This is a genomic window from Bradyrhizobium sp. USDA 3397 (assembly GCF_054060965.1).
Genome location: NZ_JBSSDS010000001.1, coordinates 5499716 through 5520121, shown reverse-complemented (window position 1 = coordinate 5520121; position 20406 = coordinate 5499716). Strand labels below are relative to the sequence as shown.

The following is a 20406-nucleotide window of genomic DNA, read 5'->3' as shown; positions in this document are numbered from 1 at the left end:
TGTTGGCGGCGCCTGACGAGCTAGAGCCGCCGATCTCGGTTTTAAAATGCGATGCCGCCAGAATCGCTGGGCCGGGTCACAGAACCTTCGAAAGGAAAGCTCTGGTCCGGTCGCGGCCCGGTCTTCCGAGCACTTGCTCCGGCGTTCCCGTTTCGACGACTTCGCCTTCGTCCATGAAGGCCACGATGTCGGCCACTTCGCGTGCAAATCCCAGTTCGTGCGTGACCACGACCATGGTCTTTCCGGCTTTAGCCAGCGCCTTCATGACGTCGAGCACTTCGCTGACCCGTTCCGCGTCCAGGGCCGACGTGGGCTCGTCGAACAACAGGACGCGGGGGTTCATCATGAGCGCGCGGGCAATAGCAACGCGCTGCTGTTGCCCGCCGGACAGGTGCGCCGGATATGACGATTCGTAGCCGGCCAGTCCGACCGTCGACAGAAGCTCGGCGGCCCGCTCGCGCGCGTCCGCCGCGGCTTCCTTGCGCAACAAGGTAGGAGCGCAGGTCAGATTCTGCGCAACGGTCATGTGCGGAAAGAGATTGAAATTCTGGAACACCATGCCGACGTGTTCGCGCTGCTGCGCCAAACGACCAGGCGAAAGTCTCCTATAGGCTCGACCGGATAGGACGTAGCCCTGAAGTTCTCCGAAGATCCGCACCTCACCTCCCTGAATCTCCTCCAGGCTGTTCAGGCAGCGCAACAGGGTGGACTTGCCGGACCCGCTCGGGCCGATGATGCAGGATACTCGACCGGGCTCGACGGAGAAATCGACGTTCCTCAACACGGTGCGACCGCCGAATCGCTTGACAAGACCGCGGACGGAAACAGCCAGATCGCTCATCGATCGCGTCCTCTTCGAAGCAGCTCCTTCCACGTCGCGTCCGACTTGCGACTTGTCGATCGGCCATATGCCCGTTCGACTCCATGCTGGACGACCGAAAAGACGGTCGACAAGGCGAGGTACCAAAGCGAAGCGACGATGAGGAGGGGAATGGTCTGATAATTGGTCCCGTAAATGATTTCGGCACTGTGCAGGAGCTCGGACACGCCTAGTACCGATACCAGCGAGCTGTTCTTCAGCATCGCAATCGTCTGATTCCCGATGACAGGAACGATGACCTTCATCGCCTGCGGCAGGAGGATGCGGAAAGTTACCTGCCGCGGCCGGAGCCCCAGGCTGGTGGCCGCCTCCGTCTGACCGCGATTGACGCTCTCGAAGCCCCCGCGGACGATCTCCGCCATGTAGGCGGCTTCGTTCGTGGTCAACCCGATGATCGCTGCGAGGAAGGGCGTGACTATCTGCGTGGCATTCACCTCGTATCCGAAGAAGCCGAGCGTCGGATAAAGGGCGGCAAGGTTGAACCAGAAGATCAGTTGCACGAGCAGCGGCGTTCCTCGGAAGAACCAGACATAGCCAGACCCCAGCTTTGCGACCACGGGCGATTGAGACCGCATCATCACGGCCAGCACCGCTCCGATCAGTACTCCGAGAACGATGCTGATCGCGGTGAGCACCAGCGTCATTCCGACGCCCCTGAGGATGATCGGCGCCATAAGATATTCGGCGGCGATATCCCAGTGGAAATTGGGATTGGTCACGACCGAACGCGTCAACGACAACGTCACTAGGATGGCGACGATCCAGCCGGCATACTCCCAGCGGGAACGATGTGGCTTTCTGACGTCCACGAGAATTTTAGGGGCGACCCCCGCCATATTCGGATCCAACATCTCGGCGGCTCTCAGTGGAGTTCGATCGTTTCGAGCGTGGCATTAGGCAGGCCCCACGCCCGGAATATCTCCTTGTACTGCGGCATGGTCACGATGTGCTTCATGGCCGCGACCAAAGCGGGAGTCAGCGCGCTGCCTTTCTTCGTGGAGAGCGTTATGGGGAGCGGGCGGATCTCCGCGCCGGCGACGCGAAAAATCGGCTGCTTGAGAACCGCGTAACTCATGACCGGCGTATCGCCGAACGCGGCGTCAAGACGACCGGACAAAAGCTGGGTCAACGCATCCTGCTGGCTCGGAAGGCCCACGATGTTGACAGGTTTTTTGCCGCTTGCGGCACACTCGTCCGAGAGTTCCGGCAACAGCTTCGCGAGTTGAAGAGAACCGAGTTGAGCGCCGACGTTCAGGCCGCAGAGGTTCGAGACGTCGGCATTGCTGCTCCTAAGGGTGACGGCCTCGGAGCCCCACTTCGCATAGTCGATCATGTCGAGAACTTTGGTGCGTTCCGGCGTTACCCCCATGCTTGCGATGGACAGATCGAATTGCCCGCTGAGCAATCCGGGGATGATGTTGTCGAATCCTACGTTCGCGAACTGCACCTGCACCCCGAAGACGCGGCCCATCAATCTGGCGAGATCCGGATTCGTGCCGAGTGGCGTTCGACCATCCGTAGCCAGAAACTTGTTCGGCGGCGTCGACAGATTCATGGCCACCTTCAGGCTCTTCGTGCTTGCCGGCAACAGCGCGGCGACTTCCTTCACGGGCTGAACGTCGGCGAAGTCGTTGGCGTCGGTCGTGCTCAGGGCTGGCGCTTCCGAAGCTGCTGATGCGCTTGCGTTCCAAGTGGCGGCGCCGATAGTCCCCGTCGCGATCGCAACCATGAAGCCTCGGCACAGGGAGCGGTAGGCCACTGAGTGTCTCATTTTCCTAATCCTCTTCATGGCAAACGGTTGCTGGTTGTTGGCGCTCAAGTTGACGCCCTGACCGGAGTTGGCGCGACGCCGCTCGTGGCGCGCGGCTGGGAAATCATTCGAGTTCGTCCGCCGTGGAGACGGTGGCCGGTAGCTGATCCAGCATGCGAAGCATCGCCTGCTGGATCTGATCGCCGGTCAGCCGGGCCGCCTGCTCGACATCGCCCGCCCGTAGCGCGTTCACGATATCGCGATGACTGTCATCCCAATCGGCCGACAGACCGACCGTGCGCCAGACGGGGAGCACATATCGATTGATTGCGATCTGCAGTGCCGAAATTTGCGAGAGCAGCCGGGGGCGACCCGAGCGACCGTACAATCGATTATGGAACGCCCAATGGAGGACGGCGGCCTCTGCTCCCAGTCTTGATGGCCGCACCTGTGCGAGAATCTCTTCGGCTTGATCGTAGTCAGCGGCCCGCAGGTGCGGCGCCGATAGCCGAAGCGCGTGCGGCTCGAGCAGCTTCCGCATTTCCATGATGTCTTGGAAATCGGCTCGGCTCAGGGGCGCGACCCTAATGCCCCTATTGAAGCGCTGCACCGCCAAGCCTTCCGTGACTAGCTTTGCCAGCGCTTCACGAACCGGGACGCGGGAGACGCCAAATCGCTGAGCGATTTCGTCTTGGTTCAACCGCTCGTTCGGAGCGAAGGCGCCTTCGAAGATGGCTTCCCGCAACGCCCTTGCGATCGCGTCAGGCAGGCCGTCACGGCCGGCAATATGACGAGCAGCCAAATCGGCGAGGAGGTCGGGCATGAAGAAGTGCACCTAAAATGAATATTGTCGAATGTATTCATTTTAGGGGGTGAGTCAATCCTTTGGTAGAAGGGCTACAAAATTCAGTGTTTTCAATGGCTTGATGGCTGTTTAGTGGAAAGCCTCATGCAGGCCATTGGGATGCGGCCTAAAAAAGACTAGTAGACAATCGCAGTGGCGGAGATGTCCCCTCCATTCGTTACGAGTACGCCGCGGCGCCTCCACCGTCGCTGGAATGCGGGATCGCCCGGCCAAGCCGGGCGATGACAGCGGGATGTGTGGCGAGATCGCCGCCTCTTGCGAAGAGCGCTTCGTCCCGCCAGCAGCCCTTACGACTCGATCTTCACGTACTCGAAATCGCCGGGCTTGTTGTCGATGCCGACCTTGGGCGGCGAGATCCAGGAGGCGAACTGGCCGATCTCGGTGACGGGCTGCATCAGGGATGTGATGAAGTCGCCGTCGCTCGCCGACGGCAGCCATTCGTCCTTGCGCTTGGCCCAGGTCGCATCGTCGATCAGGATGCCGTCGGGCGTCGCGTGCACGTCCTTGAACTCGCCGATGTGGCGGTGGAAGGCGACGTTGGGCAGCGTCAGCTTGAAGTCGTAGCCGGCGGTCGAGATTACCTTGTTCCAGCGCAGCATGCCCTTGACGCAATCCTGGCTGTAATCGTCGCGCAGGCGCATGTTGAGCGCGGTCAGCGCCGGCTCATCGACCAGCTTGACTTCGCCGTTGATCAGCTTGAGCACCGGATAGGTCGAATTCTTGAGCTGGTGATCGTCGTCGATCTGGGTCTCGTGGTAGCGGCCCTTGATGCCTGCGTTGAACGCGTTGGCCGCGTTGGTCGAGACTTCCGAGCCGAACAGGTCGAGCGACAGCGTGTAGTGCAGGTTCAGCTTCTTCTGGATGGTCGGAAGATCGATCACGCCGAGCGCGCGGACCCTAGCGATGTCGGTGGGATCGGTGATGCCAGCCGCCTTCATCGCATCGCAGGTGCGCTGCACGACGCGGGTGATGCCGGTCTCGCCGACGAACATGTGGTGCGCTTCCTCCGTCAGCATGAAGCGGCAGGTGCGCGACAGGGGATCGAAGCCGGACTGCGCGAGCGAGTGCAGCTGCATCTTGCCGTCGCGGTCGGTGAAGTAGGTGAACATAAAGAAGGACAGCCAGTCCGGCGTCGCTTCGTTGAACGCGCCCAGCATGCGCGGCGCGTCGGCATCGCCGGAGCGGCGGCGCAGGAGATCGTCGGCCTCCTCACGGCCGTCGCGGCCGAAATATTTCTGGAGCAGATAGACCATCGCCCAGAGATGACGGCCTTCCTCGACGTTGACCTGGAACAGATTGCGCATGTCGTACAGCGAGGGCGCGGTCTTGCCGAGATGGCGCTGCTGCTCGACCGAGGCCGGCTCGGTGTCGCCCTGGATCACGATCAAGCGGCGCAGCATGGCGCGATGCTCGCCCGGCACTTCCTGCCAGGCCGGCTCGCCATAATGCTCGCCGAACGGCACGACGCGGTTCTCTTCCTGCGGCGCAAGCAGGATGCCCCAGCGATATTCGGGCATGCGGACATAGTCGAACTTGGCCCAGCCGCGCGGATCGACGGAGTAAGCGGTGCGCAAATAGACCAGCGATTCCTGGAAGCCCTCGGGGCCCATGTCGCTCCACCAGTCCATGTAACCGGGATGCCAGCCCTCCAGCGCTTTGAGCACCTGGCGGTCTTCGGCGAGGTTGACGTTGTTCGGAATCTTGGTCGAGTAGTCGACGTTCATGATGTTCATGTTCATGTGGACCTCCCGTGTGGGACTAGCTCGTTTGAAGGGGCGAATGGCGAATGGCGAGTAGCGAATGGGCATTCCCTATTCGCCATTCGCCACTCCCTACTCGCTAGACTCTCGTCATATCGAACTTCGGTTTCTGGCCGCTTCCGTAGCGGCGCAGCGCGCCTTCTTCGCCGACGGCGTTCGGGCGCTGGAAGATCCAGTTCTGCCACGCGGTAAGGCGCGCGAATATCTTCGATTCCATCGTCTCGGGGCCGACGAAGCGCAGGCTGGCTTCCATGCCGGTGAGGCTGTCGGGCGAGAAGCTGGCGCGCTCCTCGAGGAACACGCGGACCTCGTCGTCCCAGTCGATGTCGTCGAGGGCGAAGGTAACGAGGCCAAGCTCTTCGGCCTGCTCGGCGTCGAGGCTGGTGCCGAGCGTTGCTTCCACGCGCTCCAGATCGGACGGATCGGCCTGGAAGCGCGACTCCAGCCGTGTCAGGCCATGACTCATCGGATAGGGACCGAAATTCATGGCGGACAGCTCGATCGACGGCGGCGGACGATTGTCACCCTGGCGGGTGCCGATCAGCATGTAGGAGCGGTCGGCGGCGAAGACGAGCTCGGCGAGCGTGCCGGCAAAGCAGGAGCCGGGCTCAACCAGCGTCACCAGTGTGCGCGAAGTGACGTCGACGCGCTTGAGCACGCGCTTCCAGTAATGCCTGATTTCGTTGACCAGCCAATGCGCCTTGTTGGCTTCGAGGAACGCATCGCTGGCGAGCACATGAGCGCGGTCGCCATGGCTCTTGAACACCAGCATCGCAATCTCGAGCTCGTTGATGCGTAAGTGAAGGATGGCGTCGTCGAGCTCGCGCGCCACTTGCAGCGGCCAGAACGAGGCGCCTTGCGCCATCATGCCGTCGATGTCGGCGGGCGGCGCGGTCTCCGGCGCCTTGATCGAGATGGTGGCGATGCGCGCGGTGCGATCGATGTCGACGGTGACGAAGCCGTAGCGGATGCTGTTCTCGTCGATCAGGCGCCTGAGCGGCGTCAGCGCGATGCCCTTGCCGCTGCCCTTGCGCGTCGATTGGCCTGCGAATTCCTTGGCGCGCTCGGCGATCTTGGCCTCGAGCTTGGAGTTCGGCGCGATCTCGTCGACGAGGCGCCATTGCACGGCGCGCTTGCCCTTCACGCCTTCCTCGATGGTGCAGAAGACATCGGCGTGGTCGCGCCGCACCTTGCGCTTGTCGACCACCCGCGTGAGACCGCCGGTGCCCGGCAGCACCGCGAGCAGCGGCACTTCGGGCAGCGCGACGGCGGACGAGCCGTCGTCGGCGAGGATGATGTGATCGGTCGCGAGCGCCAGCTCGTAGCCGCCGCCGGCGGCTGAGCCGTTCACGACGGTGATGAAGCGCTGGCCGGAATTCTCCGACGAATCTTCCATGCCGTTGCGGGTCTCGTTGGTGAACTTGCAGAAGTTCACCTTGTGGGCATGGGTCGAGCCCGCGAGCATGCGGATGTTGGCGCCCGCGCAGAACACGCGGTTCTTGGCCGAGCGCAGCACCACGACCTTCACCTCGGGATGCTCGAAGCGCAGGCGCTGGATCGCGTCGGCGAGCTCGATGTCAACGCCCAGGTCGTAGGAATTGAGCTTGAGCTGGTAGCCCTCGAACAGGCCGCCATTCTCGTCGACATCCATGGTCAACGTCGCGACGTCGCCGTCGACCGCGAGCTTCCAATGCTTGTAGCGGGACGGTTCGGTCTGGAAATCGATGAATGTCGCGCCGCCTGCGAGGCGCCGATCTTCCCCGGCCATGAGCCACCCTTGAGCTTGGTTATGCATTCTGGAACGTTAGATGCACAATAGTGCATCTTATTAGATTAGTCTAGCCCGAATCGCGGCGCCATATGCACTTTGCTTCATCTAGGGCGCGCATGGGTTTCATGCGGCCTGAAGCCCCGGATCGTCCCGCAAGGCGGCCTGCGCAAACTGCACGATGGCATCAAGGGTCGGCCCCGGGGCCTCGCGATGTGGGGAATGCGCCGCGCCGGCAATGATTTTCAGGTCGACCGGGCAGTAACATTCTTCCTGCGCGATCTCCGCCTGGCGCAGGGTCCCATATTGATCGTCCGCGCCCTGCACGATCATCACGGGCACGCGGATGTAGGCAAGGTATTCGGAGATATCCCAATTGCGGAATTTCGGATCGAGCCAGGCGCTGTTCCAGCCGTAGAAGGCGTTGTCGACGTCCTTGTGCCAGCGCGTGAGCTTCGACCTGAGGTCCAAAGTTTCGAACGTCGTCTTGATCGCGGCGATCGATTTGACCGAGATGTCCTCGACGACGAAATGCGGCGCGATCAGCACGAGCCCATTGAGGCGATGATCCTGATGCGCCCCGGTATAGATGGTCGCGATCGAAGCCCCATCGGAGTGGCCGAGCAGGAGGCCGCGCTTGAAGCCAATCATGTCGAGCAGCTTCGGCAGCACGTCCAGCGCCTCGCGATGCATGTAGTCAAGCGGCCGCGGCAGCGCGACCGGGCTGGACTGGCCGTAGCCTGCGCGCGAATAGACGAAGATGCCGGCGCCCGTGGCCTGCTGGAGCTTCTCCGGGAAATCACCCCAGAGGCCGACACAGCCGAGGCCTTCATGCAGCATCACGATGGTGGGGGCATCGGGGACGACAGGCGCGAGCCATTTGTATTCGAGGCTGGCGCCATCGATGTCGAGGAAGCCGCTGGGGGTGAGATTGGTCATGGTCGAATTCCCATTCCTAGCCAATGCCGAGATGCCCACTCTCCCCTGGAGGGGGAGGGTCGATTCACAGCGAGCGCAGCGAGATGTGAATCGGGGCGGGGTGACGGTCTCTCCGCGGATGCGGTGCCCGTGGATAGATCACCCCACCCCGCTTCACATTGCGATTCGCTCCATGCGAAGCGACCCACGGGCGAGCTACGCTCGTCCCGGACCCCTCCAGGGGAGGGTAAGCAAGTGCAGTCCGCAAGCTCAATGCGCGCCCTCGCGCAGCTTGAACCGCTGGATCTTTCCGGTCGCGGTCTTCGGCAGCGAGTCCACCACATCGATCCAGCGCGGATATTTCCAGGGGCCGATCTTCTGCTTGACGTGCTCCTTGAGCATCTCCTGCAAATCCGTCGCCTTGGCGCCCGGGCGCAGCACGACGAAGGCTTTCGGCTTTAGGAGTCCTTCCGGATCGGCCTCGGGCACGACGGCAGCTTCCAGCACGGCCGGATGCGTGATCAGCGCGCTCTCCACTTCGAACGGCGAGACCCAGATGCCGGAGACCTTGAACATGTCGTCGGCGCGGCCGCAGAAGGTATAGCGGCCCTCGGCGTCACGAATGTATTTGTCGCCGGTGCGGGTCCACGGCCCCTCGAAGGTGCGGCGACTCTTGTGGCGCTGGTTCCAGTAGCCCTCGCCGGCCGAGGGCGCATCGACCAAGAGCTCGCCGACCTCGCCGTCGGCGACGTCCTGCCCGGCCTCGTTGACGAGCCGCACCGCATAGCCCGGCACCGGCTTGCCGGACGAGCCGTATTTGATGTCGCCGGGCGCGTTCGACAGAAAAATGTGCAACAGCTCGGTCGAGCCGACGCCATCGAGGATGTCGACACCGAACCGCGCCTTCCAGCTGTGGCCGACGGATTCCGGAAGCGCTTCGCCGGCGGAGGTGCAGATGCGCAAGGCCTTGCCGCCGCGCTCGTTCTTCATGGTCTCGTCGTTGAGCATCGCCGCGAACAAGGTCGGCACGCCATAGAAGATCGAGGGATTGTAGCGGTTCATCAGCTCGAACATGCGCGCCGGCGTCGGCCGCTCGCTGTTGAGGATCACGCTGGCGCCGACCGACATCGGGAAGGTCAGCGCATTGCCGAGGCCATAGGCGAAGAACAATTTCGCCGCCGACAGGCACACATCGCTCTCGCGAATGCCGAGAACGTGCTTGGCATAGGTGTCGGCGGTCGCCTGCAAATTCGAATGCAAATGGCGCACGCCCTTCGGCATGCCCGTCGACCCCGACGAGTACAGCCAGAACGCCGGCTCGTCCGGATGCGTCGCGGCGGTGGTGAACTGGTCGCTCTCGCCGGCGAGCTCTTCGGCAAGCTGCTTGTGACCGTTCTGCTTGGCGCCGGAGACCACGACATGCTCGAGATCCGGCATGCGGCCGACGACGTCCTTGATGACGGGATAGAGCGCTTCGGACACGAACAGCACGCGCGCGCGGCAGTCGGCGAGGATGTAGGCGTATTGGTCCGCGGTCAGCAGCGTGTTGAGCGGCACCGGCACGATGCCGGCGCGGATCGCGCCCAGGAACACGATCGGGAAATCGACCGTATCCAGCATGATCATCGCCACGCGCTCCTCGCGGCGGACGCCGAGCCGGCGCAGCATGTTGGCGGCGCGCCGGGTCTGTTGCTGGAGCTCGCCATAGGTGAGCCGCGAGACGGTGTCGTCGAAGGCGAGCTTGCTGCCCCTGCCCTCCCTGACATTACGGTCGAGCAGCCAGGTCACCGCGTTATAGGATCCCTCGCTCACGGACATCTCCCCGGAATTTAGAATTATAATTCATAGAAAGACACCACGGCGGCTTGCTGTCAATGCCAGCAGGCACTATGTTTCATTAAAACGCGCCGCAGGACCCTTGTAAAGAAGACTCATGACCGAAAGTCCCGACGCCGAATCCCGCTTCCTCGAACAACTCGGCCAGCGTGTGCGCACCATGCGCGCGCTGCGCGGCATGTCGCGCAAAGTGCTCGCCAAGGTGTCGGGAATTTCGGAGCGCTACATCGCGCAGCTCGAGAGCGGCAAGGGCAATGTCTCGATCGTGCTGCTGCGCCGCGTCTCCGACGCGATGGGCGCGCATCTCGAAGACTTGCTCCCCTCGCCCGATCCGACGCCGGACTGGCAGATGTTTCGCGATCTCCTGCGCAAGGCAACGCCCGCGCAGATTGCTCAAGCCAAGGATCTGCTCTCCGGCGGCAGCGCAACCGCGCCGCGGCGCGCGCCGTTCTGCGGCATCGCGCTGATCGGCCTGCGCGGCGCCGGCAAGTCCACACTTGGGCGGATGCTGGCGAAGAGGATCGGCTGGAGTTTCGTCGAGCTCAACAAGGAGGTCGAGCAGCAGAACGGGCTCTCGGTCGCCGAGATCATTGCGCTGTACGGCCAGGAAGGCTTTCGTCGCATGGAGCAGGCGGCGCTGCAACAGCTGCTCGCGCGCAACGAGCTGATGGTGCTGGCAACCGGCGGCGGCATCGTCTCGGAGCCTTTGACCTTCGACCAGGTCCTGAGCTCGTTCTACACGATCTGGCTGAAGGCCGAGCCCGAGGAGCACATGGCGCGCGTGCGTCGCCAGGGCGATCTGCGGCCGATGGCGGATGATCGCTCGGCGATGACGGAGCTGCGCAACATCCTGCTCAGCCGCGAGCCGCTGTATTCGCGCGCGACCGCGGTGGTGGATACCGCCGGGCTGTCGGTCGACGCCGCCGCCGTGCGCCTGATCGATGCGGTACGGCCGGTGCTGCAGAACGAAGCCCGCAGCTTCGGCCTGCGCAGCGTGGCGCTGTAGGTGGTTGGACCTCGCTAAGCGACACACTCGGCTGTCGTCCCGGACAAGCGTAAGCGCAGATCCGGGACCCATACCCCCAGGGAGAAGTTGTTGCGCAAGCTGGCAACCACGAGTCTTCGCAAAACAACTCCCTGTGGTTATGGGTCCCGGATCTGCGCGCGCTTAGGGCGCGCTTGTCCGGGACGACAGCGAGGGTTTGGGACGACCTCCGGCAACACTATATCGACGCCGAACAGCAAGCCTTGGAATCAATGATGACGTCCACCGACATCACCACCTCCATGTTCGAGCGGATCGGCGGTCGTGCCACGATCGACGCCCTCGTCGACCGCTTCTACGACCGCATGGACACCCTGCCGGAAGCGAAGATCATCCGCGCCATGCATGCGGACGACCTCGGCCTGATCAGGGACGTGCTGAAGCGCTATCTCACCGAATGGACCGGCGGCCCGCGGCTCTATACCCCCGAGAAAGGCCATCCGCGGCTGCGCCAACGCCATTTCGGCTTTACCATTGGGGACGCCGAGCGCGACGCCTGGATGCTCTGCATGCGCGGCGCGCTGGAGGAGACGATCACCGATGCCGCCGCGCGGCAGGATCTCGACAAGGCGCTGTCCGGGCTCGCCGATTGGATGCGCAACCAGCCGTGACAGGACGGCAGTGCCTTTGGCATCGGCGGCGTGCCACGCACCGGGTCATTTGAGTTCCGCGGTGATCGCCTGCTAAGCTCCAGGCATGACCGACATGCTCCCCGACACCATTCGCACGGAGCGCGAAGCGACGGAGCGTTAGCGCGTGATGGACGCACCTCCCGATGTCATCCGTCGACCGCCCTCGCCGCGCCTTGCGCGGCTGGTCTCCAGCATTTCCTTCTACCGCGAGCGCGGGATCGGCTTGGCCGCCTTCCGGCATGCCGCGCCGCTTTCGCTGCCTCTGCTGGTGAATTTGGGGACGCCCTTCCGCATTGGGCTCGGACACCGACCGGACACCGCCGATGCGCGGCCGAGTTTCGCGGCGGGTCTCTTTCCCGGGCCGGTCGTGATCGAATCCGACGGGCGCGCCGAATGCGTTCAGGTCGATTTCACGCCGCTCGGGGCGTATCGCTTCTTCGGGGGCGCCGTGCCCGATCTGACCGCGCGGATCGTCGGCCTCGACGACATTTTGGGGCGGCACGGCAGGGAGCTCCGCGCAAGGGTGGCCGAGGCAGCCAGCTGGCAGCGACGATTCGAGATCGTGGAAGACTTCGTGCTTCGCCGCGCCGTTCACGAGCCCTCGCCTGAGGTCGCTTTCGCGCTGGAGACGCTGTGGCGAGGCGCGGGCGCGGTCAGGATCGCCGACATTGCCACCGACATCGGCTGGAGCCGCAAGCATCTCACGCGCCGCTTCCACCACGAGATCGGCGTTCCTCCAAAGGTGCTGGCGCAGATGCTGCGCTTTCATCGTGCTTGCGTCCTCGCCCGGACGGACGGCGCAGGCGGCTGGGCGGCCATTGCCGCAGACGCCGGCTATGCCGACCAGGCACATCTTGCTCGCGATTTCCGGATGTTCAGCGGAGAGACGCCGACCGGATGGGCCGCGCGGCTCGATGTCGTCGATCCACGACTGATGCGCGACGGCGGAGGCTAGCGCCAAGGCAGCGCGAAGACAGCGCGAGACTTGGGCCAAGTCCCATTTGTTCAAGCCGGCCGCCGTGATCCGAATTATGGTCGGCTTCGCAACAGACAAGGACTTGCACCGGACGTCTCGCAACGAGCTTGGAGAGTGTCATGAACCCGCCGAACCTTTATGAAGCGCCGCGCCTCTACCACACCATGCGCTGCAAGGATGCCGAGGCGATGATCGCCTGGCTGAAGACCGTTCTCGGCTTCACCGAACGGGTGGTGTACCGCAAGGAGGGCACGGTCGTTCACGCCGAGCTGGCGTTCGGATCGTCGATCCTCATGCTGGGCGCGCATCGCGACGATGCTTACGGCAAATTGGTTGGCGACATCGGCGGCCGGCGGACGGATGCCGTCTATCTCGCTGTCGATGATCCCGACGCGCTCTATGCGAAGGTGAAATCCGCTGGTGCAGAGATCGAGATGGAGCCCTACACGACCGATTATGGCAGCCGCGATTTCGCCGCACGCGATCCGGAGGGCGGGCTCTGGAGCTTTGGCACCTACTGGCCCAAGGTCGGCGAGCAGCCGCTCGCGGGATAGCGGGCGCTCGCGTCAAATACTGCTCCGCGGCCGAACCGTCTTGCTCGCTAGACCGACCAGTAGTGCGGATGCGGGTAGGGCCGCGAGCGGTCGCCCCAGTCGAACGCGTCGCCATCGAACTCGCACGGGCCGCTGCTGAGTTCGTCCAGCGTCTGCTCGGTCTGGAACGCCTGCCGTGCTGGATCGTATTTCAGCGCGCCCCACTGCAGCGGATAATGGTGACGCGTACCGAGCAGCCCGCCGGTCTTGATCACGGCATAGGCAACCGTTCCGCTCATCTTGTCGAGCATCAACCGCTCGATCGTGCCGAGCTTCGTGCCGTCGCGTCCGTAGACGGCGACGTGCTCCACGCGATCACTGGGAACCATGGTGTGGTTCATGGTGTCCTCCCTGTTCTCGTCTGTTCACGATATTATAGCACCGGTTTCGCGGCGGCGGGAGCAGCTACAACTGCTGTAAGCGGCCCGCCCCGACCACCAGAGCGTCACTTCAGCCGAATCGTGTCGACGCGACGGCACTGGACGCAATGATAAACGTGCTCCGCAGGCAGCGTGACTATTCCAGGTAGTGTCGCCAGGAACTTCATTGGCCGCCTGCATTTTGAGCAGATGAGGATCGGCGGATCGTCTTGGCGATCGGAACTCATACAATAACCGGGGCTGAAGGCCGCCCGCACGTTACTGCCGCGCTGCGCGCGCTTCATCCCGGGAGAACTACCGGCCTTGATCGGAATCCGATCGGTCCCGCTCGGCGCGCTGCTTCACGCCCGCGTGAGGCGACTTCTTCCGGACTGTTGCGACGACATCGCGCCGCCCCCGGACGAAGCCATTTTCCTCACCCGGCGAAAAACGCCGGAAAGGCAGGCGGTCTAGAATTCTCCGCATTGATCAACAACGGAGTTCGGTCATGTGGGGTCAACTTTTCAGCCTGATCTATCGCCTGTCCTGCCGGACCACACTGATGGAGATCGGCGCGCACCGCCTCGCGCGTTAGGTCCATGAAGCCCGTGAGAATTGGGTAAGATCGATTGACCAGATGACGGGGATTGCCATGCGCAAGCTGATCCTGATCGCCGCGATGTCGCTGGTGGCAAGCCAGGCCCATGCCGGAGGCTCGCGGAGCCTCAGCCTGGCGGCCAGCAATGCAAGCCAGCAGGCGGAACAGCCGGCCACCGCGACGCCAGTTCCGGCGCAGACGCCTCAAGCCCCGCCAACAACGAATGTGCCGACGGCGACCGCACCAGCTGCATCGACGGCGCCTGCCTCGGCAATTCCGGCCGCCACAACGTCGGCCCGGTCCGCAACGGCGTCGAGGGCCGAAACCGCCAAACCGAAGCGCCGGCAGCCGTCCACCGAGGCGCGCGTGATCCGCGAGCTGCATCGGCACGGAATTTATTGGTGAGAGCTCACGTTATCTCTTCCATCATTGCGAGCGCAGCGAAGCAATCCAGGATCTTTCCGCAGCGGCAGTCTGGATTGCTTTGCTGTGCTCGCAACGACGACGCGGCTGGAGCGGGGCTCAAATTCCCAGATATTTGTGCTGCAGATCCGGTGCGGCCATCAGCTCGTCGGAGGTGCCGCTCCACACCGTCTTGCCGCGCTCGATGATGTAGTGGCGATCGCAGATGCGGGCGAGATGGTCGACGTTCTTGTCGACGACCAGGATCGACTGTCCGCGGCTCTTGAGCAGCGACAGGCAATTCCAGATCTCCTGCCGGATCAGCGGCGCGAGGCCTTCGGTCGCCTCGTCCAGGATCAGGAGCTTTGGATTCGTCATCAGCGCGCGGCCGATCGCGAGCATCTGCTGCTCGCCGCCGGAAAGCTGGTTGCCCATATTGGACGCGCGTTCGGCGAGGCGCGGAAACATCACGTAGATCGCGGCCAGCGTCCAGGGATTGGGACTGCCGAAACGGTCCGCGGCAGCAGCGACCAGGTTTTCGCGCACGGTGAGGTTCGGGAAGATCTGCCGGCCCTCGGGAACGAGACCGACGCCGAGCTTGGCAATTCTGTAGGACGGAAGCTGCCGCACCTCCGCGCCCGCGAAGCGAATGGTGCCTGCGCGCGCTGGCGTCAGGCCCATGATGGAGCGGATGGTGGTGGTCTTGCCCATGCCGTTGCGGCCCATCAGCGAGACCATCTCGCCCGGCTTGATCGACAGCGACAGACCGAACAGCACCTGGGACAGGCCGTAGCAGGTCTCGATGCCGTCGACCTCGAGCAGCGTGTCAGCCATGATGCGTCACCACATGCTGATCGCCGAGATAGGCGCGCTTGACGTCCTCGTTGGCGCGGATCGCGGCCGGATCGCCGGAGGCGATGACGCGGCCATAGACCAGCACCGTGATGCGGTCGGCGAGCGCAAACACCGCCGGCATGTCGTGCTCGACCAGCACGATCGAGACCTCTTTCCGCAGCTCCTGGAGCAGCTTCACCATGCGCTGGGATTCGGTCACGCCGAGGCCGGCCATCGGCTCGTCCAGCAGCAGCAATTTCGGCTTGCTCGCGAGCGCGACCGCGAGCTCGAGCTCGCGCCGCTCGCCATGGCTGAGCCTGGACACCACGATATCGGCACGGTGACCGAGGCCGACGCGATCGAGCGCCGCCTGCGCGGCATCGCGCAGACCCTTCTCTTTCCGCGCATTGGCGAAGAATCGGAACGAGGTGCCGGCATGCGCCTGCGCCGCCAGCGCGACATTGTCGGCGGCGGTGAAGTCGAGCAGCAGCGAGGTGATCTGGAACGAACGCGCCAGACCCAACGCGCAGCGGCGATAGGCCGGCAGATAGGTGATGTCGCGCCCCGCCAGCGAGACGCTGCCGGAATGCGGTTCGAGATGCCCGGTGAGCTGGCTGATCAGCGTGGTCTTGCCGGCGCCGTTCGGGCCGATGATGGCGTGCAGCTCGCCGGATGCGACGTCGAGCGAGACGTTGTCGGTGGCGATGATGCCGCCGAAGCGGCGCACCAGCTTTTCGACGCGGAGCAAGGGTTCAGCCACGGCCAGCCCTCCCGAGTGCGCCCATGATGCCGCCGCGGCCGAACAGGACGATGAGCAGCAGCAGCGGGCCCAGGATCAGCGCCCAATATTCGGTGATCTGCGACAGCAGCTCTTCCAGCAGCAGGAACACCACCGCGCCCATGACCGGGCCGAACAGCGTGCCCATGCCGCCCAGGATCACCATCACCATGAGGTCGCCGGAACGGGTCCAGTACATCACGGCCGGGCTTACGAAATCGGTGTTGTTGGCGAGCAGCGCGCCGGCAAGGCCGCACATCGTGCCTGATATGACGAAGCAGACCAGTTGGTAGCGCTTGGCCGGGAAGCCGATGGCCTGCATGCGCTGCTCGTTGGAACGCAGGCCCTGCACGACAAGACCGAAGCGCGAGTTGACGATGCGCCATATCAGGAGCATGACGCCGAAAAGGCAGGCGAGGCAGAGATAGTAGAACTGCGTGCGGTTGCCGAGATCGATCAGGCCCGAGAAGTCGCTGCGCGTGTAGATGGTCAGGCCGTCGTCGCCGCCGTAACGGGCCAGACCCGAGGCGACATAGTAGGCCATCTGGGCGAAGGCCAGCGTGATCATGATGAAGTAGACGCCACGGGTGCGCAGCGACAGCGCGCCGATCACCAGCGCATAGATCGCCGACGCCGCGATCGCGACCGGAAACTGGATGAAGCCGGACCCAACGCCTTCCTGCGCGAGCATGCCGACGGCATAGCCGCCGATGCCGAGATAGGCGGCATGGCCAAAGCTCATCAGGCCCGCAAATCCCATGATGAGGTTGAGGCTCGCGGCCGCCAGCGCCAGGATGATGATGCGGGTGAACAGCGTCAGGATGAAGATGTTGCCGGTCAGATGCGAGTAGAGCGGCAGCAGCACGAGGCCCGCCAGCATCAGGGCCGTGACGGCCTTGCTCACGCTCAAACTCTTCATCGACGGTTGGCCGGAAACAGCCCCTCCGGCCGCACCACCAGCACGATCGCCATCAGCAGATAGATCAGCATGGAGGACAGCGCGGGCGCGGCGGTGGATGCGGCGGCGCCGCTCAGCACCTGGCGGAGCAGGTTCGGAAGGAAGGCGCGGCCGAGCGTGTCGATCATGCCGACGAAGATCGCAGCGAGGAAAGCGCCGCGGATCGAGCCGATGCCGCCGATCACGATGATGACGAAAGCGAGGATCAGGATGTTCTCGCCCATGCCGATCTGCACAGTCAGGATCGGCGCCTGCATCAGCCCGGCAAGGCCCGCGAGCGCGGCGCCCAGGCCGAACACGAGCGTGTAGAGCAGTTTGATGTTGATGCCGAGCGCGCCGATCATCTCGCGGTTGGATGCGCCGGCCCGGATCAGCATGCCGATGCGGGTGCGCATCACGCCGAGATAGAGCAACAGCGCGACCAGCAGCGCCACCCCAATGATGGCGAGGCGATAGGCGGGATAATGAATACCGGGCAGGATCGGCACCGGCACGGTGAGCCAGGCCGGCAGCGGCAGCGCCAGGCCCGCCGGGCCCCAGATCAGCCGCACGGCTTCGTTGAAGAACAGGATCAGGCCGAAGGTCGCGAGCACGTGGTCGAGATGGTCGCGGCCGTAGAGATGCCGCAGCGCGCTCACCTCCAGCACGATGCCGAGCACGAGAGTGGCCCCGAGCGCCATCAGCGCGCCGAGCAGGAAGCTGCCGGTCCAGGCCGCGAAGGTCGCGGCGAAATAGGCGCCCATCATATAGAGCGAGCCGTGCGCGAGGTTGACGAGATCCATGATCCCGAACACCAGCGTCAGGCCGGCGGCGAGCAGGAACAGCAGCAGACCGAACTGCAGCCCATTCAAGAATTGTTCGACGACGAGCAGCATCAGGACTCTTTCAGGCGCATACAGACGCGCGCCGATGTTCGAACACAGTCGCCATCAGTGAAAGAGCTCCCCCTGCCTCTTCAAGGCCGAAAAATGGGTAATGGCAGTATCGTTCCGAGGCAAGAGCGATTCGACATCAAACATGCACTTTGTTGCATCTCGGCACGTGCGGCCCGGACGCGCCCCGCAATGCAAAAAAGCTGCCGCGCGGCATGAGGCAACCTGCCGCAGCCAGACGACATCACCCTCTCACCGGCTGGCGGTGAGAGGGTACGATCGTCGTAAAATCGAGCAGGGCTGCGTCTAGTGCGACGTCATCTGCCGGGGGAGCTCGTCCGGCTCGGCGAGAACACTGTTGGCCGTCGACGCCTCCAGGGCCGCCATCCGAAACAGATAGGCGAGCGTCGTCAATCCGGTGTCCTCCGCCATTTGCGCCAGCTCGAGCGCCATGTCGGACATGTAGCCGAGATTCTCGTCTTCCATTTGCGCCATGATCTGGCTGTCCCGCATCACGTTCGACATCTCAGGCGCTCTTTCGTTGCGCGGCAACATGACCGCAGAGGTTGGCACGGGCGACGGCATTGAGACGAGGGCCGTCCTGCTGCACGACCGAAGCCGTGCCGATCCGACGATGCAGGACATCGAGCGTCTCCCGACGAATGTCGATGGTCGCCGCCATGGTCCATGCGTTCTCGACCAGAGCCGGCAGACCGAGCGGCGTCACGACGAAGCCGGCTTCATGGAAGCGCGGCAACCACCAGGTCTCCATGATCGCGCTGACCCGCGCGATACCCTGATCGAGGCAGAACTCCTGCACCGCAGCCATCAGTTGCAGGTTGAGCGCGCCGTCGCGACGATCGCGCACGACGAAGTAGCGCGACCATTCCCACACCAGCGGATCGGCCGGCCAGCCGCGAACCGCCGCCAGATGCGGAAACACCTCACTCATCATCGACGGCTTGGTGGTCGGATAGAGCCGATGACCGCCCACGACGCGGCGGCCCTCCAGCGCCAGCAGATAGATGGTGTCCTCGTCGTCGTAGGAATCGATCTCGCGGCCGTCCGGCCGGCGCAGCGTCTCCCAACGCCGCTCCTCGACGAAGATGTCGTGACGCAGCCGGAAATGCTGCTCGATGACGTCTTCATAAAGGTGGCGATTTGCCACGGAAATTGCGTGAATCATGAAAACCCCCATTCATTCTCAATGGAGGCAGAGTCCGCGAAAAGACGCAGCTTCGGTATTGGGAAATTTCCCAGTAAGGCGGCTTACGGAGCGATGATCTTGTTCCGAATCGCCAGCGCGACCGCATGCGTCCGGTTGACGGCGCCGAGCTTGCGCGCAGCAGTTGCAAGATGCTCTTCGGCGGTGCGTTGCGTGATGTGCAGGATCTCGCCGATTTCCCAGGCAGACTTCCCTTGCGAGGCCCAGGCGATCACCTCGCGCTCGCGGGGGGTAAGACGCGTGGACGGATGCGGCACCGGCTCGAGCAGACGGCGAATGTGGTCGAAGCCATACATCGCCATCAGATGCAGCGCCGGCTTGCTGCGGGCGTTGAGGTCGAGATGGACACCGCCGAGCGAGACCGCAGCCTCGTAGCCGGTGAGCCCGTGGATCGGCACGATGAAGCCGCGCGACATGCGGAACTCGCTGGCGCGGTTCATCACCTCGGCCGCATTCGGCTCGAGTTCCGCATCATAGGGCGCTTCCGACCACTCGAACGGATTGACCGACTGACGGCACAACCGCACCACGGGATCGAACCGATCGTAATTGTTCTCGGTGTAGAGGCTGAACCACCCCGCGGGCCAGCGCTTGGCGAGCACCATCTGTGCAAACTGCTGATCGGGATTGGGCAACCCCGTCACGATGATGGTTTCGAAGCCGAAGCGACCGAACGCCGCTTCGAGCGCATTCATGGCCTCTGGTACCTTGCGGTAGGTCTGCAGGCCTTCAATGAAGTCGAGCGCCTCCCGGCCATAGTCTACGGCGGACATCGTACGTTTCCTGACCCTCGCCGCTTTCGTATAGCACGTATTCGCAGACTGCCTCAATTCGCTGTGGCCGTAGTTTCCCGGTGCTCATCCGCTCTGAACATTTAACTACTTGTGGCAGAATTGACGCCACGATACACCTGAGAACGTCGAAGCGGGAAACCAACGATGGAAGACGAGGACATCGCCCTCAACAGCGTGCTCGGCCTGGAATTGAACCGCGTGTTTTTTGCCGTCCGCGAAACGTCGAACAAGCAGAAGATCATCGAGTTTGCGCGCGAGGTGCTGCAGAGCGAGCGCGCGGAGCTGGCCGAGAGCGTGTCGCCGGAAGGGCCGGCGAGCTAGAACGCCGTTGCAACAGCCGAAGCAACAGATCGCGCCACGAGAGCGCCTCTCCATCTGACCGCGCGGATTTTAGTCGAAACACTCTGACTGCGAAATTACTCCGCCATTATCCGTAACGCCTGCTGCGCCCTTACCCTCCCCTGGAGGGGGAAGGTCGGCACGCGGTCGAGCGAAGCGTTGCGTGACGGGGTGGGGTGATCTCTCCACTCGGGCACCGCTTCAATGGATAGACTGTCACCCCA

22 protein-coding genes are annotated in these 20406 nt (G+C 63.5%); 6 read left to right on the top strand and 16 right to left on the bottom strand.

Going from position 1 to position 20406, the window contains the following annotated elements; translation table 11 throughout:
* Positions 1–76: 76 nt before the first annotated feature.
* The 8 genes from ACVWYQ_RS25440 to ACVWYQ_RS25405 all read right to left on the bottom strand — a co-directional run bounded on the left by ACVWYQ_RS25440 (position 77) and on the right by ACVWYQ_RS25405 (position 9753).
* Positions 77–841: an amino acid ABC transporter ATP-binding protein gene (locus ACVWYQ_RS25440; protein WP_271546363.1), complete on the bottom strand. Its 765-nt coding sequence runs from the start codon at positions 839–841 to the stop codon at positions 77–79.
* Positions 838–1731 (bottom strand): amino acid ABC transporter permease, encoded by an 894-nt coding sequence (locus tag ACVWYQ_RS25435; RefSeq protein WP_404545396.1) that lies wholly within the window; start codon positions 1729–1731, stop codon positions 838–840. Before ACVWYQ_RS25435 ends, ACVWYQ_RS25440 begins: the two co-directional genes overlap by 4 nt.
* A gap of 11 nt (positions 1732–1742) precedes the next feature.
* Positions 1743–2609, bottom strand: a complete 867-nt coding sequence (locus ACVWYQ_RS25430; protein ID WP_271546367.1) for an ABC transporter substrate-binding protein — start codon at positions 2607–2609, stop codon at positions 1743–1745.
* Between the two features lie 145 nt (positions 2610–2754).
* Positions 2755–3453, bottom strand: a complete 699-nt coding sequence (locus ACVWYQ_RS25425; RefSeq protein WP_271546369.1) for a GntR family transcriptional regulator — start codon at positions 3451–3453, stop codon at positions 2755–2757.
* A gap of 329 nt (positions 3454–3782) precedes the next feature.
* Positions 3783–5234, bottom strand: a complete 1452-nt coding sequence (gene boxB / locus ACVWYQ_RS25420) for a benzoyl-CoA 2,3-epoxidase subunit BoxB (protein ID WP_157286575.1) — start codon at positions 5232–5234, stop codon at positions 3783–3785.
* Positions 5235–5334: 100 nt separating this feature from the next.
* Positions 5335–7023 carry a 2,3-epoxybenzoyl-CoA dihydrolase gene (boxC, locus tag ACVWYQ_RS25415; protein ID WP_404545394.1) on the bottom strand — a complete coding sequence of 563 codons (1689 nt, stop codon included), beginning with the start codon at positions 7021–7023 and terminating at the stop codon, positions 5335–5337.
* Positions 7024–7149: 126 nt separating this feature from the next.
* On the bottom strand, positions 7150–7962 hold the full coding sequence (locus ACVWYQ_RS25410; protein ID WP_404545393.1) for an alpha/beta fold hydrolase: 813 nt from the start codon (positions 7960–7962) through the stop codon (positions 7150–7152).
* Positions 7963–8211: 249 nt separating this feature from the next.
* Positions 8212–9753 carry a benzoate-CoA ligase family protein gene (locus ACVWYQ_RS25405; protein ID WP_404545391.1) on the bottom strand — a complete coding sequence of 514 codons (1542 nt, stop codon included), beginning with the start codon at positions 9751–9753 and terminating at the stop codon, positions 8212–8214.
* 121 nt (positions 9754–9874) lie between these two features.
* Between ACVWYQ_RS25405 and ACVWYQ_RS25400 the strand changes: the two genes are divergently transcribed.
* From ACVWYQ_RS25400 to ACVWYQ_RS25385, 4 genes are all read left to right on the top strand, one after another.
* On the top strand, positions 9875–10783 hold the full coding sequence (locus ACVWYQ_RS25400) for a helix-turn-helix transcriptional regulator (protein ID WP_157286579.1): 909 nt from the start codon (positions 9875–9877) through the stop codon (positions 10781–10783).
* A gap of 254 nt (positions 10784–11037) precedes the next feature.
* Complete coding sequence (locus ACVWYQ_RS25395; protein ID WP_404545389.1) at positions 11038–11433, top strand: group II truncated hemoglobin; 396 nt, start codon at positions 11038–11040, stop codon at positions 11431–11433.
* 148 nt (positions 11434–11581) lie between these two features.
* A complete protein-coding gene (locus tag ACVWYQ_RS25390) occupies positions 11582–12409 on the top strand; it encodes a helix-turn-helix domain-containing protein (protein ID WP_404546417.1) in 828 nt (275 codons plus the stop codon).
* 140 nt (positions 12410–12549) lie between these two features.
* A complete protein-coding gene (locus ACVWYQ_RS25385; protein WP_404545387.1) occupies positions 12550–12984 on the top strand; it encodes a VOC family protein in 435 nt (144 codons plus the stop codon).
* A 47-nt stretch (positions 12985–13031) separates the two neighbouring features.
* Here ACVWYQ_RS25385 and ACVWYQ_RS25380 read toward each other — a convergent pair whose 3' ends face one another.
* Entirely contained in the window at positions 13032–13364 is a 333-nt protein-coding gene (locus ACVWYQ_RS25380; RefSeq protein WP_271546387.1) for a PRC-barrel domain-containing protein, read from the bottom strand.
* A 670-nt stretch (positions 13365–14034) separates the two neighbouring features.
* Here ACVWYQ_RS25380 and ACVWYQ_RS25375 point away from each other — a divergent pair.
* On the top strand, positions 14035–14385 hold the full coding sequence (locus ACVWYQ_RS25375) for a hypothetical protein (protein ID WP_404545385.1): 351 nt from the start codon (positions 14035–14037) through the stop codon (positions 14383–14385).
* A 117-nt stretch (positions 14386–14502) separates the two neighbouring features.
* Here ACVWYQ_RS25375 and ACVWYQ_RS25370 read toward each other — a convergent pair whose 3' ends face one another.
* The 7 genes from ACVWYQ_RS25370 to ACVWYQ_RS25340 form a co-directional block, all read right to left on the bottom strand.
* Positions 14503–15216, bottom strand: coding sequence for an ABC transporter ATP-binding protein (locus tag ACVWYQ_RS25370; protein WP_275501390.1), 714 nt, complete (start codon positions 15214–15216; stop codon positions 14503–14505).
* Positions 15209–15976 carry an ABC transporter ATP-binding protein gene (locus tag ACVWYQ_RS25365; protein WP_036001772.1) on the bottom strand — a complete coding sequence of 256 codons (768 nt, stop codon included), beginning with the start codon at positions 15974–15976 and terminating at the stop codon, positions 15209–15211. The genes ACVWYQ_RS25370 and ACVWYQ_RS25365 overlap by 8 nt, the downstream gene beginning before the upstream one ends.
* A complete protein-coding gene (locus tag ACVWYQ_RS25360; RefSeq protein WP_109142170.1) occupies positions 15969–16913 on the bottom strand; it encodes a branched-chain amino acid ABC transporter permease in 945 nt (314 codons plus the stop codon). Before ACVWYQ_RS25360 ends, ACVWYQ_RS25365 begins: the two co-directional genes overlap by 8 nt.
* Complete coding sequence (locus tag ACVWYQ_RS25355; RefSeq protein WP_036001780.1) at positions 16910–17827, bottom strand: branched-chain amino acid ABC transporter permease; 918 nt, start codon at positions 17825–17827, stop codon at positions 16910–16912. The genes ACVWYQ_RS25360 and ACVWYQ_RS25355 overlap by 4 nt, the downstream gene beginning before the upstream one ends.
* Positions 17828–18130: 303 nt before the next feature.
* Positions 18131–18349, bottom strand: coding sequence for a hypothetical protein (locus ACVWYQ_RS25350; protein WP_271546392.1), 219 nt, complete (start codon positions 18347–18349; stop codon positions 18131–18133).
* 1 nt (position 18350) lies between these two features.
* A complete protein-coding gene (locus ACVWYQ_RS25345) occupies positions 18351–19010 on the bottom strand; it encodes an acyl-homoserine-lactone synthase (RefSeq protein ID WP_275501391.1) in 660 nt (219 codons plus the stop codon).
* 83 nt (positions 19011–19093) lie between these two features.
* Entirely contained in the window at positions 19094–19822 is a 729-nt protein-coding gene (locus ACVWYQ_RS25340; protein WP_456726515.1) for a helix-turn-helix transcriptional regulator, read from the bottom strand.
* 165 nt (positions 19823–19987) lie between these two features.
* On the opposite strand from ACVWYQ_RS25340, the gene ACVWYQ_RS25335 reads away from it, so the two are divergent.
* On the top strand, positions 19988–20164 hold the full coding sequence (locus ACVWYQ_RS25335) for a hypothetical protein (protein WP_157286587.1): 177 nt from the start codon (positions 19988–19990) through the stop codon (positions 20162–20164).
* The last annotated feature ends 242 nt before the right edge of the window (positions 20165–20406 follow it).